Annotated in this window: 14 protein-coding genes and 1 pseudogene; 4 read left to right on the forward strand and 11 right to left on the reverse strand. The window is 61.3% G+C overall.

What is annotated here, in order from left to right; genetic code table 11:
• Window positions 1-14: 14 nt before the first annotated feature.
• From B5526_RS13560 to B5526_RS13575, 4 genes are all read right to left on the reverse strand, one after another.
• Entirely contained in the window at window positions 15-1,022 is a 1,008-nt protein-coding gene (locus B5526_RS13560; protein WP_079544974.1) for a YncE family protein, read from the reverse strand.
• Between the two features lie 261 nt (window positions 1,023-1,283).
• A complete protein-coding gene (locus tag B5526_RS13565) occupies window positions 1,284-1,880 on the reverse strand; it encodes a superoxide dismutase (protein ID WP_079544975.1) in 597 nt (198 codons plus the stop codon).
• 190 nt (window positions 1,881-2,070) lie between these two features.
• Window positions 2,071-2,736: a family 16 glycoside hydrolase gene (locus B5526_RS13570; protein WP_079538706.1), complete on the reverse strand. Its 666-nt coding sequence runs from the start codon at window positions 2,734-2,736 to the stop codon at window positions 2,071-2,073.
• 2 nt (window positions 2,737-2,738) lie between these two features.
• On the reverse strand, window positions 2,739-3,545 hold the full coding sequence (locus B5526_RS13575; RefSeq protein WP_079538708.1) for a chromate resistance protein ChrB domain-containing protein: 807 nt from the start codon (window positions 3,543-3,545) through the stop codon (window positions 2,739-2,741).
• Between the two features lie 415 nt (window positions 3,546-3,960).
• Here B5526_RS13575 and B5526_RS13580 point away from each other — a divergent pair, with 415 nt between their 5' ends.
• Entirely contained in the window at window positions 3,961-4,197 is a 237-nt protein-coding gene (locus tag B5526_RS13580) for a PepSY domain-containing protein (RefSeq protein ID WP_079538710.1), read from the forward strand.
• Between the two features lie 169 nt (window positions 4,198-4,366).
• On the opposite strand, the gene B5526_RS13585 is transcribed toward B5526_RS13580, so the two are convergent.
• The 4 genes from B5526_RS13585 to B5526_RS13605 all read right to left on the reverse strand — a co-directional run bounded on the left by B5526_RS13585 (window position 4,367) and on the right by B5526_RS13605 (window position 8,022).
• Entirely contained in the window at window positions 4,367-5,110 is a 744-nt protein-coding gene (locus tag B5526_RS13585) for a sulfite exporter TauE/SafE family protein (RefSeq protein ID WP_244562289.1), read from the reverse strand.
• A 387-nt stretch (window positions 5,111-5,497) separates the two neighbouring features.
• Window positions 5,498-6,244 carry an SDR family NAD(P)-dependent oxidoreductase gene (locus tag B5526_RS13595; protein WP_079544977.1) on the reverse strand — a complete coding sequence of 249 codons (747 nt, stop codon included), beginning with the start codon at window positions 6,242-6,244 and terminating at the stop codon, window positions 5,498-5,500.
• Between the two features lie 47 nt (window positions 6,245-6,291).
• Window positions 6,292-7,158 carry an alpha/beta fold hydrolase gene (locus tag B5526_RS13600; protein ID WP_079538713.1) on the reverse strand — a complete coding sequence of 289 codons (867 nt, stop codon included), beginning with the start codon at window positions 7,156-7,158 and terminating at the stop codon, window positions 6,292-6,294.
• 117 nt (window positions 7,159-7,275) lie between these two features.
• Window positions 7,276-8,022 carry an SDR family NAD(P)-dependent oxidoreductase gene (locus tag B5526_RS13605; protein ID WP_079538715.1) on the reverse strand — a complete coding sequence of 249 codons (747 nt, stop codon included), beginning with the start codon at window positions 8,020-8,022 and terminating at the stop codon, window positions 7,276-7,278.
• 177 nt (window positions 8,023-8,199) lie between these two features.
• Between B5526_RS13605 and B5526_RS13610 the strand changes: the two genes are divergently transcribed.
• Window positions 8,200-9,135, forward strand: a complete 936-nt coding sequence (locus B5526_RS13610; protein ID WP_079538716.1) for a LysR substrate-binding domain-containing protein — start codon at window positions 8,200-8,202, stop codon at window positions 9,133-9,135.
• A gap of 90 nt (window positions 9,136-9,225) precedes the next feature.
• Here B5526_RS13610 and B5526_RS13615 read toward each other — a convergent pair.
• Window positions 9,226-9,612 (reverse strand): annotated as a pseudogene (locus B5526_RS13615) (YmdB family metallophosphoesterase); the annotation flags it as partial.
• Between the two features lie 120 nt (window positions 9,613-9,732).
• Between B5526_RS13615 and B5526_RS13620 the strand changes: the two are divergent.
• Window positions 9,733-10,041, forward strand: a complete 309-nt coding sequence (locus tag B5526_RS13620) for a type II toxin-antitoxin system RelE/ParE family toxin (RefSeq protein ID WP_349642777.1) — start codon at window positions 9,733-9,735, stop codon at window positions 10,039-10,041.
• Window positions 10,038-10,379 (forward strand): helix-turn-helix domain-containing protein, encoded by a 342-nt coding sequence (locus B5526_RS13625; protein WP_079538719.1) that lies wholly within the window; start codon window positions 10,038-10,040, stop codon window positions 10,377-10,379. Before B5526_RS13620 ends, B5526_RS13625 begins: the two co-directional genes overlap by 4 nt.
• 213 nt (window positions 10,380-10,592) lie before the next feature.
• Here the strand turns inward: B5526_RS13625 and B5526_RS13630 are convergent, their stop codons facing one another.
• Entirely contained in the window at window positions 10,593-11,417 is an 825-nt protein-coding gene (locus B5526_RS13630; RefSeq protein WP_079538721.1) for a TIGR00282 family metallophosphoesterase, read from the reverse strand.
• A 2-nt stretch (window positions 11,418-11,419) separates the two neighbouring features.
• Window positions 11,420-12,007 (reverse strand): 5-formyltetrahydrofolate cyclo-ligase, encoded by a 588-nt coding sequence (locus tag B5526_RS13635; protein ID WP_079544978.1) that lies wholly within the window; start codon window positions 12,005-12,007, stop codon window positions 11,420-11,422.
• Window positions 12,008-12,063 lie beyond the last annotated feature (56 nt).

A 12,063-nucleotide genomic window follows, 5' to 3' on the forward strand; every position in this document is an offset into this window, starting at 1 on the left:
CTGCGGTCACTTGCTCAAGGCAGCGGACGGTACAGCCAAATCGCTGCTGGTACTTCCGGACTCGCTCGAACGGCAACTATCAAACGATCAAGTTCGGGCACGAAGAGCGAGGTGCGCGCGCCCGAAACCGTCGGAATACGCGCGAGTTGGCGGTATGCCACACCTTTTGGCTCGAAAACGTCGAGGAAACCGGCGCCACAGCTCACGTAAACGCGCGCCCGCTTCGCATCGACAAACAGGTCATCAGCATCACCGCAGGTCTCGGCGGTCGCAATGAGCTTGCCACCAGTCATGGAAAAAACGCCGAGCTCCGCAGGAGCCCGAAAGATTACAAGAACCTGGCGGCGGCCTTGATCGAGCGCCATTGGAAAATTCGCGCCCCGACCATGGGTTGGCCATTTCGCGATCTGCTTTTGCGAGACGCGGTCAACGACTGCGATACCGTGGCCATCCGGCACGTTGACGAAGATCTGGCTGGTATCCGGGTCGATCTGGAAAGCTTCGGGGTGCGCCTTCACCGGAACGTCGCCAACCTTGCCATGGGTCGAAGGATCGATGACGGCAAGCGCCCCGTTGCCGTATCCGATGAAGACCCGACTGGTCGCGGCGTCGATGCGAATATTGTCCGCGTCGTCGCCAAGCTCGATCTGTCCGGCGGACTTGTAGTCGTTTCCTTCAAACAATCGTACCGAGCCATCTCCGGCATTAGCGATATAAAGCATGTCGGTCGACGGCTCGTAGCCGACGCCCTGGGGCTCCTTCAGTCCTGAAATCCTGCGGATCAACTTGCGATTTTGGAGATCGACAATTCCAACGCTGCCATTTCCTAATTCGGCAACGAATAGACGTTGCCGCTTCAAATCAACAGCCATGTGGTCGATCCGGCCGCGCACGTCGCCCAAGGGAATCTTTGCCTCAAGCTGGAGCGGCGCCGTCTCCGCGGGCTGGGCAAACACTGCGGTGTTAGCCAGCACCACGATGCCGGCTAACATGGTCACGATCGTCGAGAGCGGATGTGACATCGCCATAACATCCTTGAGGAATGAGTTGTTTCAGTTCCCAAATCCAAGGCTGTTGGACAATCTTGAACGGTTTGCCAGCCTCAGCTAGTGGACCATTACCCAAGTCGGTTGAAGCAGCGGGCGAAGCGCAATCCAGGACCGGCGGATCCAATTGCAGCATTGCCCCGGATTTCGCTTCGCTTTATCCAGGCTACAACAGCTAATTTGCGGGGCCGCCTCCCGCCTTCGGACGCAAGCGAGGGACGTCGCGCAGTATAGCTGCTAGCTTTCGCGGCTGTACTGATCGTACAGCCTCAAAGCGTTGTCCCAGCGGATTGCCTCCATGTAGATGTCGACATAGCGCGCGGCTGCGGCGCCGTAGTCCATGTGATAGGCGTGCTCGTACATGTCGAGCACCAGCACCGGCCGGCCGCCGGCCAATGTCGTGGTGTGGTCCGCCGCCCATTGATTGACGAGGCGCTTGTCGCGCGGCGAATAGGACAGGATCACCCAGCCCGAGCCGCCGCCTTCCGCCTTGCCCATCGCGGCGAATTCCGTGCGCCAACGCTCGAGGCTGCCGAAATCCCGCGCGATGGCGCCTGCCAGCGCGCCGCTCGCACTGGCACCGCCACCGAGCCCGTCGAAATAGATCTCGTGCAGGATCATCGAGTTCGCGGCGATCAATTCCTCGCGCTTCAAGCCGTTGATCACAAAATTCGGCGCCTTGGCGAAATCGAGTTCGGCGAGCTGCGTGCCGATCGCGTTGAGGCGTTTTACGGCGCCGACGTAGTTATTTTCGTAATGGCTTACGAGCACTTTTTCAGAAATGCCCTTGATCGACTTCGGATCGAGTGACAAAGGTTTTGCTTGATACGGCATCGTTTTGGCTCCGCTTCCTTGGTTGCCTTGGGCGAATGCGGGGCTTGCCACTAGGGTCGCTGATGCGGCGGCGGCAGCGAGTCCCGCTCCCTGAATGAAGCTTCGGCGTTCGGTCGTGATGGTCATGGAAGACTCCTTGTGTTGACAGCCCCGAAAGGTGAACGTGGCAGACGACTGGTTGATTGCGGACTCATGGCAACGGTGCGATCTCGATCTGGTCGAAGCGAGTGACGCTGTCGCCTTTGGTCCAGAGTGCGATCTTTCCCGCACCGGATAGAGTTCTATCGAACCCGGTGAACACCCAAATGCCGTCGAGCGAGACGACGAATTCGTCGTCCCTGGCTCGAACCGTCAGGGTATGCCAACTGTGCGATGCAACGTCCGCGTCAACGCTTACGATCTCCTCCGACGCGCCGTCGCTCACGCGTGAGAAAAGAACTTCATCCCTCAGCGCATCCATTTGAACGAGATAATAATCTTGCGGGCTGCGGAGTCGCACGGCGACCCCACCGCCCTGATCTGACTTTCCCCCATCCGCTTTAAGGCGAAGGCTGATTTCCGCATTCTTGATCGATGCAGTTTTGTAGATCGCGAGTGGGAATCCGTCCTCGGCCGTCTGTACGCCGGACTGTTCGATGGCAAGGCCGGCGTTGGCGGTCGGGTCACCCACTATCGTCCACTGTCCTTGCGATAGATCGAATTCGGCCGGGGCAGCTCCGATCTCACGTTTTCGGATGTCGATGGAGGTTGCTGCCCCGAGAGCGGTTGAGCCCAATTCCACGCAAGTAACGCACGCGAGAGCCAGGAGCACATGAAGCGTGAGAGCTCGACGACGAATGAATTTGCTGTTCAACACCTTCAGGCCCCAATTGCTTGCGCGGACCAATTATGTGTCTCGGCTTGCAGAGAGCGGCACCAAGTGTAGAGCGCGTCATAGATGACCATGCCATGCTTCAGCATTTCATGGTCGTCCGGAAAATTCGCCGAGAGACCGAGCGAGATCGCGAACAGGCCGCCGCATTGAGGGCTTAGATCATGCCGCGATGTATCGGCGCCCCGGACAATCGTCGCGAGGTGATCGAGCGCCGGGTCCTTGATGTCGTATACGCGCAGGATGGTATCGAACGAGCAGCGCTCGCCCTCATGCGTGAATTCTACACCATCGATGTCGTACGCGATCCCACCCATCTGTTGGGCAACTGCAACGACCTGATCCTTCGGGACGTAGATGAACTCTGCATTGGGATCGATGAAGCGCCGGATCAGCCAGGGACACGCGATCCGATCGATCTTCGGGTGTTCTCGGGTCACCCATTTGCCAGGAGACCCCCCGATATTACGGCGCGTCGGCAATCCCTGCTCAGTCCAATTCGCGATGCCGCCTTCCAGGAAGTTGGCTTCCAATCCCATGAGACGCAACGCAGTGGCTACGCCTTGGCTAACTGCCTGTCCGTGAATGCAGTAGGTGACGACTTGCCGGCCGCACGGCAACTCGGTTCGCCATTGTTCCACGTCATCGGGAGAGCAGTGAAACGCATCAGCCACGAGTGTGTCGGCGCCGGCAAAGTCAGCATCGCGCCGAACATCGACGACGATCGGCGCCGCCTCGGAGCCTAGCCGTGCATAGAGGGCATCTGGGGAAATTGAATGTTTACGGTCGTCCATGCGCAAATCTCCTCGACAAGTCGAGTGTTGCGCAGTGCTTGGACCGTGGTCTCAAGGGGAGACTGCATTTTCCCCTTCGGATTTATTAATCAGGGCCCGTCCCAAACGCAAGACGGACAATCACCGAGCACGGACAAATCTTGGCCTGCTCGGGTCGCTTGCGCCTGTGTTGAGCAATAAACCTGTGCCCTCAAAGAGGTTCGCGTGCGGCATCACAAATTCGTGCGGATTTGTGCGCGGCACCGCAACGAAGTGTGTTGCTTCGGAACTTTTGCAGGACGATTTTTCGGGCTGGTCTCATTTAGAAAAAGCGCGAGCGTCGCGATTGCGTCCCAAGGCGGAACCGCGGTGTCGAATAAGCGTTGCAGGCACGGACGATGTTTTCGGGATTCGCACAAGCCAGGGAGCACGGATCATGTCGGCGCGAGCAGTCTCTCAAGCGGTTCTTTACTCTATGCTGATGGTTGGCGTCTTCTCGCCTGCCCATGCCCTGACCCAGCAGGAGCTTATAGCCAAGCTTGAATCCGCGGGTTATTCGCAAATCCGAGAAATCAAATCCACCGCGGAAGGTACGTCCGTCAAGGCGATGAAAGACGGCAAGGAAGTGTCCCTCGTCGTCGATAGCAGCGGCCAAATCCAAGAACGGCGCTAGAAACTCGTCTGTCGTCGCGCCAATCCGTTGCCGCCAGAGGTCCGTCGCTTCGAGTTTGTGGCGCAACGCGGACGAGTTCACCCCGCCTCGCGGTGCCGCCGCATGCCCAAACTCGGAAATCGAATACTTCTTCATTCAGAAAAATAATCGGCCTGCTCTTGGTGTGCCCTCAGTAAATCAGCGCCGCGCCCGACACCAGCAGAAGGATCAGCACCACTCTCCGGAAAGTAGCCTCGTCGAGACGTCCGTAAAGTTTCATGCCAAGCCATGTCCCGGCGAGCAGTACCGGCAATCCGAACAGAAACATTCGGATCGTGTCCGCCGATACCACGCCCTTGACGCCAAGCCACACAGCACTCATGGCGAAGGTCGCCACAGCAACCGGCTGAAAGATGGTGCGCTGCCGATCCTTCGGCCAACCGCGCAGGCCGCACCAGATCGTCACCACGATGCCCGCGAGTCCCGTTATTCCCCCGAGCACGCCATTCAGAAATCCGATGCCGGCGTCAACGGTTGCGCCTCCACCCACCGATGCGATTTTCGGACGAAGGAGTGCGTAAAGGCTGTAGAGCACGAGAAATACGCCGATGCCGGTCTTGACGTGCGCAGGGTCCGCCCAGCCGAGAATCGAAATGCCGACCGGCACACCGATGACGGCGCCGGCCAGGAACGGCCAGAGCTTGCTCCAGTCGAGCGCGTGCCGCAGCTTCCAGACCGAGTAACCCTGCACGATCAAGCCGAACGCAACGATCAGCGTCGCGGTTTGCAACGGCGTGAGGATGTAGAGCCAGATCGACGCCGCGACCAATCCAAAGGCAAAGCCCGACAGGCCGGCGACCAGCGCCCCGGCAAACGTCGCAATGAGAAAGGTGGTGAGATCGAGGGAAAACACGTCCATGGAAAACACATTCATGCGCTCGCTCCAAGCCAAAGCGAGCAGCGCTTGAATGGGTGTCCCATTTGACGGGGAGGCTGCGATGCCCCCGCTCCCTCAGCCTACCTCAAATCGCGATCGGAACCAATCGACAATAACTGAATCATCCCGCGGATGGCTCCTTCACCCCGAGCATCGCCGCCGCAGTCAATGCGGCGTACGCGCAAAACCCGATCGCGCCGAGATCGAGCCAGAAGATGGCGACCAGCGCGCACGCTATGTTCGCAAGGAGACGGACGGCGTTAGCCGTCACGGTCAATATGACGCTGCCGAACCCTTGCGTTACGAAGTAAAGCGGCATCCCCAGGCCGTACAATCCGTAGAGGCCGTCAACTGGGCCGAAATTCAATTGAATTAGGCCGTGTACTAGAGCTTCGAACCGCCATCCACGTGGATGGTATCGCCGGTGATCCACCTTGCATTGTCCGATGCCAGGAAGGCGATCACGCCACCGATGTCGTCGGGCTGCGCGAGGCGCTTCAGCGCCTGCATGCCCAGCGCGTCGTCGCGGCCGGCGTCCGTCCTGGTGAAGTTCAACATGTCCGTCTCGACGACACCGGGCGCGACGGCATTGACGCGGATACCACGTGCGCCAAGTGCCGAGGCGAAATGCTTCACCAGGGTGTCGATGGCGCCCTTGGTTGCTGCATACGCTGGTTCCGTACCAACCACGGCGCGCGCCGCGAGCGACGAGAGGAAAACGATGCTGCTTCCCTTCGACATGATCGGAAGCAGCTGCTGCACAAGAAAGAACGGTGCGCGGACATTCACTGCGAAGAGCTTATCGAAATCCTCGACCGTCGTTTCCTCGATGGTCGCCGCTTTCAAGACCCCTGCATTGGCGACCAGGATGTCCAGGCGATCTCCGACAATGCTGCGGGCCTGCCTGGCAAGCTTGCTGGCGCCGTCCGCGGCGGCGAGGTCGGTCGCTATGGCATCCGCTCGGCCGCCGGCTTCGCTTATCTCTGCGACAACCTCGTCGGCTTCCTTCGCTCCACGGCCGTAATGCACGAGAACCTGGGCGCCGGCGGCAGCGAGCGCGAGTGCGCTGGCGCGTCCTATGCCGCGCGAAGCGCCGGTAACGAGAGCGGTTTTGCCGGTGAGACTAGGCATGATCATCGTCCGGGTTGTTGCTGTGGCGGATAACGTGACTTCGATCCTCACCCGTCTCGGCGCTCGTCCGCCGACAGGAACATCGAGACATGACGGACGAAGAGTTCGGGATACTGGTACTGCGAGCCGTGATTTGCGTCGGGATAGAGGATGAGTTGGGCGTTCGGCAGTTGCTGCTGCAGGATGAACGAGTTCACGGAGTAGATGATCACGTCCTTGCCGCCGTTCACGACCAGGGTCGGCTGGCGGATCGACTTCAGATATTCGAACGGTTTCTCCTGCGGCGCGCCCCATTTGCCGATCGCCTCGAGCTGGGCAGGCGCGACTGTCCCGTTCACCTCGGGATCGCGGTTCTCGCTGCGCAGCCGGAAGCGCTCGAGGAATTCACGTCCCTTAGCCTGGCTCTGCTCGGACGGCGTGAAGTGCACGCGAAGCCAGAGATGATCGGGCTCGTCATAGGTGGCGCCGAAGATTTCCTGCGCCTCTGGCGTGAGGGTGGCCATGCCCTCGCCGCTGCGCGGACCGGTGCCGACCAACACCAGGCGCCTGACGAGATCGGGAGCCTGAAGGGTGATTTCCTGCGCGACAAAGCCGCCGATCGAGAAGCCGAGCACATCGACTTTCGTCAGTCCCAGCGCCTTGATGAAGGCCACGGCGTTGGCGCCCATTTTCTCGAACGTCGTGGGCACCTCTCCAGAAGAACTGGATATGCCGGCGTTGTTGAACAGGATCACTTCGCGGTCCTTGGCGAAACCGTCGGTCACCGCCGGATCCCAATGGTCCATGGTGCCCGTAAAGTGCTGGTTGAAGACGAGCGGCACGCCGGCTGCATTGCCAAAGCGGCGATAGGCAAAGCGGATGCCGTTAGCTTCGACGAACTGCGTCGGGGCGGTCTGGTGACTGTGCTGGGTCATTGAGGTTCCCTCTGGCGGTGGCGCTTAGGCCGATATGCGAAGTGGTTCGAAGGCGGGCGGCCTCGGGAAGACCGCCCCTCAATCGGGCGCGGAGCGAACCTCCGCGCGCGGACAGGATCAGTTCGCGGTCATACCGCCGTCGACGTTAAGGACCTCGCCCGTGATCCACTTGGCTCCGTCCGACGCGATGAAGACGATACCGTCGGCGATTTCCTCGGCGAGACCGAGACGATCCAGCGGAACCTGCCTCACCAGGCCGGCCTTGTTCGCGGACGTGCCGGTGAAGCGGGTCAGCATGCCCGTGTCCGTGGGGCCAGGGGCTACGGCATTCACGCGAATGCCCGACTTGGCGATTTCGAGCGCCACCGACTTGGTGATGCCTTCGACAGCGTGCTTTGCGCCGACGTAGATCGAGGCGTAAGCCGCGCCCCTGTGTCCGTAGGTCGACGAAATATTGATGATGCTGCCGCTCCCCTGCGCCTGCATCGCGCGCACTTCGTGCTTCATGCTCAGGACGACGCCGAGAACGTTGGTCTCGAAGGTCTGATTGAAGGTCTCCGCGGTCTGGTCGGTGATCGGGCCGACCGCACCTTCGGTGGCGGCGTTGTTCACCGCGACATCGAGACGGCCAAACCGTGCGACGGTCTTGTCGACCATGGCGCGGACGTCGTCCTCCTTGCGGACGTCGGCGTTGATGAACTCGGCCTCGGAACCCAAAGAACGGAGTTCCTTGACGAGCGCCTTGCCGGCCTCATCACGCCGACCGGCAACGACCACCCTCGCGCCCTTCTTGGCGAAGGCGACGGCGGCGGCGCGCCCGATGCCCGTTAATCCACCGGTGATCAATACGACTGGGTTGCTCATTTTGTAATTCTCGCAATTTGCTGCCCTACCGGCAGAGTATGGAAGGGAAATGTCTGGCCCCGGCGCTTAGAGAGCCGAGAACAGTCACTAGTTCTTTCGTGAGCGGCTATGTAGGCTCCCCCGGCGCACGCGAAAAAGACTTTGTAAGCTTAGGGGCATGCCCTGGAGGTATGGAAGATGGAACTACGGCACCTTCGCTATTTCATCGCGGTCGCCGAGGAGGGCAGCCTGACGCTCGCGGCTGAGAAAAGGCTGCACACGGCACAGCCTTCCCTCAGCCGCCAAATCCGCGATCTCGAATACGAGGTTGGCGTCCAATTGATGAGCCGCAGCGTGCGCGGCATCGAACTGACCGCCGCAGGCACGGCCTTTCTCGACCATGCACGGCTGGCGCTGGCGCAGGTCGATGCCGCGGTGGAAACGGCGCGCAGGGCCGCACAGCCCGCAAGAAAGACGTTCGCCATCGGCTTCCAAACCGGACACGAGATGAACTGGCTGCCGCGGGCCATGCATCTGCTGCGCGACGAGCTGAAGAACATCCAGGTCACGATATCGAGCGACTATTCGCCTGATCTCGCCGAGGCGCTCGTCCGCGGCCGGCTCGACGTAGCCTTCCTGCGCGCCGAGCCGGCCTTTGACCTGTGCTACGAGGTGGTCGACCACGAGCCGCTCATCGTCCTGATGCCGAGCGACCATCGCCTCATCAGCCGCGAAGCTGTTCACCCGCGGGAATTCGTCGGCGAGATCTTCATCGGCGGTTCAAACAAGGCCACCGTGCTGCGCGCCGTGACCGAGGACTATCTGCGCCGCTCCGGGCTCGACATCAAATTGGATCATGGGGTGGACAACATGGCGATGGCCATGTCCCTGGTTGCGTCCACCCGCGGGTTGGCGCTTATGCCCGCCTATGCGAAGAATCTGCTGCCGTGGTCCGTGGTCAGCCGTCCGCTGGAGGGTGAAGCACCAACGATCGATCTCGCCGTGGGTTACAGCAAGGCGAACACCTCGCCGATTCTCAAGCTGTTCCTCTCCAGAATTAATGAGTTGACCGCCCGAGCATCCAGCAAGGCTCGCCGAACGAGTGGACCGGGATCGGCCGCCGCGCCGCGATGACGCGAGTGCAGACTGTGGCAGCGGGGGCTGCTCCTCTGGCACGCTCCGCAAAGAGCGGGGCGTGGGAGATGCGACCGCCGCCCCGCGAATCTACCCCACCCAAAACCCCGGCAGCGTCGGCTCGAGCCTGCCGCCCACCCGCACCGGCGCGATCCGCAATGCAAGCCCCGTCGCGTCGTCGGTCTCGACCGCGACGCCGCTCAGCGTCGCGACACCGAGCGCCGGTTCGAACCGGCCCGAGGGAATGCCGGTCACAAAGCGGCGCAGCGGCTCTTCCTTTTGCATGCCGATGATGGAGTCGTAATCGCCGGTCATGCCGGCGTCGGTCATGTAGGCGGTGCCGCCCGAAAGAATCTGGTGGTCGGCGGTCGGCACATGCGTATGGGTGCCGACGACGAGGCTGGCGCGGCCGTCGCAGAAAAAGCCGATGGCTTGCTTTTCGCTGGTCGCCTCGCAATGGAAATCGACCACGATGGCAATGCCACCTTCGTTCGCGCGGCTTGACGAATTATGTGAAATATCACATAATCCGTCATGGTTCGAAGGGCTGACGAGCCGAGGCCGCTTATCTGGCGCGGAGCCTCGAAGACCGACTTTATGGCGTTTCCTCCGACCGTGCAGCGCGAGATGGGCTATGTGCTGTTTTTGGCGCAAATGGGCGAACGTCATTCAAGCACGGCCAAGACGCTTGGCGGCTTCGGCGGGGCAACCGTGATCGAGGTGAGGGAAAGCTATGATGGCAACGCCTACCGGGCAGTTTACACGGTGCGCTACGCCGACGCCGTCTACGTCCTTCACGCGTTCCAGAAGAAATCAAAGAAGGGCATCGCGACGCCCAAGGCAGAAATCGACTTGATCGAAAAACGCCTGAAAGACTTGATCAAGGAGAAGGAAGGACGACAATGACAAAAACACCTGCGGCCAAGGACCCGACGCGAAACGTGTGGCTGCAGCTCGGATTTCCCGACGCCGAAGAGCATTTTCTGAAGGCTGAGCTCGTCCTTCGGCTAGACAAGGCAATCAATTCGCTCGGTTTGACCCAACGCGCCGCCGCGCGGAGGATTGGAGCCACTCAGCCCGAATTGTCGAAAATCCTGGGAGGAAAATTCAGCGAAGTTTCCCTCGAACGGCTGATGCGCTTTCTGACCGCTCTCGGCTGTCATATCGAGATCAAAATTGGGGCCGGACAGGAAAACAAGGCCGGGGACGTCACCATCAAAGATGTCCGACGCACGGCTGCGTGAGTAGAGCCACAGCTCCCACGCGAAGTGGCGGCATCCGGTGGTTGTGGAATAACCCAGCCCGTAGGGCGGATTGAGCCGAAGGCGCAATCCGCCAACTCGATACCTCTACCGAAGTGGCGCACCGGAGGAGATTCGAACTCTTGACCGCCAGATTCGAAGTCCGGCCGCAGGCGTCGATATCTCAAAAGATTTACACGCCAGTAAGTCCACTAGCTACCCCACCCAAAACCCCGGCAGCGTCGGCTCGAGCCTTCCCCCCACCCGCACCGGCGCGATCCGCAATGCGAGCCCCGTCGCGTCGTCGGTCTCGACCGCGACGCCACTGAGTGTCGCAACACCGAGCGCCGGTTCGAACCGCCCCGATGGAATGCCCGTCACAAAGCGCCGCAGCGGCTCTTCCTTTTGCATGCCGATGATCGAGTCGTAATCGCCGGTCATGCCGGCGTCGGTCATGTAGGCGGTGCCGCCCGAAAGGATCTGGTGGTCGGCGGTCGGCACGTGGGTGTGGGTGCCGACCACGAGGCTGGCGCGGCCGTCGCAGAAAAAGCCGATGCCTTGTTTCTCGCTGGTCGCCTCGCAATGGAAATCGACCACGATCGCATCCGCCGCCGCGCCCAGGGGGCAGGCTTCGAGCTCGCGGTTAAGAACCGCGAACGGGTCGTCAAACGGGGTCATGAAGACCCGCCCGATGGCGTTGATGATGAGCGCGCGCTTGCCGTTTTTGGTGTCGATCAGCGCGGTGCCGCGGCCGGGTGTGCCTCTGGGAAAATTCGCGGGCCGCACCAAGCGCGGCGCGCGCTCGATGAACACCAAGGCCTCGCGCTGATCCCAGGCATGGTTGCCGAGGGTTATGGCATCGGCGCCGGCGTCGATGATTTCCTGGTAGATCACTTCGGTGATGCCGAAGCCGCCGGCGGCATTTTCGCCGTTGACGACGACGAGGTCGAGCGCCCAGTCGCGGATCATGCCGGGCAGGTGTTCCGAGATGGCCGTGCGACCGGCCCGGCCGACCACGTCCCCGACAAACAGAATGCGCAAGTCTATGAGCTCCGGAAATCGAGAATCTTGCTTTCCGTTAGCACATAATCCAGCGCCACGTCGTGCTGCAACGCCGGCACGACCGCGACTTCCTGGCTTGCGAAGGCAAGCCCGATCGCGGTCACCGACCGCGATTTGCGCAATTGCGCAAGCGTTCGGTCGTAATGCCCGGCGCCGTAACCGATGCGGTGGCCGGCGCGGTCGAAGGCCGCGAGCGGCACCAGCAGGATGTCGGGGATGATTTCGGCGGCCGCGGGCGAGGGCTCAAGAATGCCGAGCGGGCCGGACAGCAATCGGTCGCCGGGATGCCAGAGGCGAAATTTGAGCGACTGCCCGCGCGCGTTGATCGCCGGCAGCGCCAGCCGCGCGCCCAGGCTTTCGAGTTTTCGTAACAGCGGCCCCGGATCGATCTCGCTGCGGATCGGCGAATAGCCGGCGACGACGGCGCCTTGCGGCAGCGCTAGCGGCAATCCGCGCGAGGCGATGGCGTCGGCGGCAGCGGCGCGGTTTTCGCCGCTCAATGCATCGCGCGTCGCCAGCGCCGCGGCGCGGAGATCGGCTTTGGAGAGGCTTGCTGTGGCATGGGACATGGGGCGGTTTTGTGCTTTCGCTGCCACCACCAATTTCGTTGTCATCATCCGCCACC

The sequence above is a fragment of the Bradyrhizobium lablabi genome (genome assembly GCF_900141755.1).
GTDB lineage: Bacteria > Pseudomonadota > Alphaproteobacteria > Rhizobiales > Xanthobacteraceae > Bradyrhizobium > Bradyrhizobium lablabi_A.

Excerpts from the sequence above, each read along its gene's own strand:
- B5526_RS13610 (WP_079538716.1), top strand. The coding sequence starts at position 8,200 with ATGGAACTACGGCACCTTCGCTATTTCATCGCGGTCGCCGAGGAGGGC.
- B5526_RS13585 (WP_244562289.1), bottom strand. The coding sequence starts at position 5,110 with ATGAATGTGTTTTCCATGGACGTGTTTTCCCTCGATCTCACCACCTTT.
- B5526_RS13605 (WP_079538715.1), bottom strand. The coding sequence starts at position 8,022 with ATGAGCAACCCAGTCGTATTGATCACCGGTGGATTAACGGGCATCGGG.
- B5526_RS13600 (WP_079538713.1), bottom strand. The coding sequence starts at position 7,158 with ATGACCCAGCACAGTCACCAGACCGCCCCGACGCAGTTCGTCGAAGCT.
- B5526_RS13625 (WP_079538719.1), top strand. The coding sequence starts at position 10,038 with ATGACAAAAACACCTGCGGCCAAGGACCCGACGCGAAACGTGTGGCTG.
- B5526_RS13580 (WP_079538710.1), top strand. The coding sequence starts at position 3,961 with ATGTCGGCGCGAGCAGTCTCTCAAGCGGTTCTTTACTCTATGCTGATG.
- B5526_RS13565 (WP_079544975.1), bottom strand. The coding sequence starts at position 1,880 with ATGCCGTATCAAGCAAAACCTTTGTCACTCGATCCGAAGTCGATCAAG.
- B5526_RS13635 (WP_079544978.1), bottom strand. The coding sequence starts at position 12,007 with ATGTCCCATGCCACAGCAAGCCTCTCCAAAGCCGATCTCCGCGCCGCG.
- B5526_RS13595 (WP_079544977.1), bottom strand. The coding sequence starts at position 6,244 with ATGCCTAGTCTCACCGGCAAAACCGCTCTCGTTACCGGCGCTTCGCGC.
- B5526_RS13620 (WP_349642777.1), top strand. The coding sequence starts at position 9,733 with ATGGCGTTTCCTCCGACCGTGCAGCGCGAGATGGGCTATGTGCTGTTT.
- B5526_RS13575 (WP_079538708.1), bottom strand. The coding sequence starts at position 3,545 with ATGGACGACCGTAAACATTCAATTTCCCCAGATGCCCTCTATGCACGG.
- B5526_RS13560 (WP_079544974.1), bottom strand. The coding sequence starts at position 1,022 with ATGTCACATCCGCTCTCGACGATCGTGACCATGTTAGCCGGCATCGTG.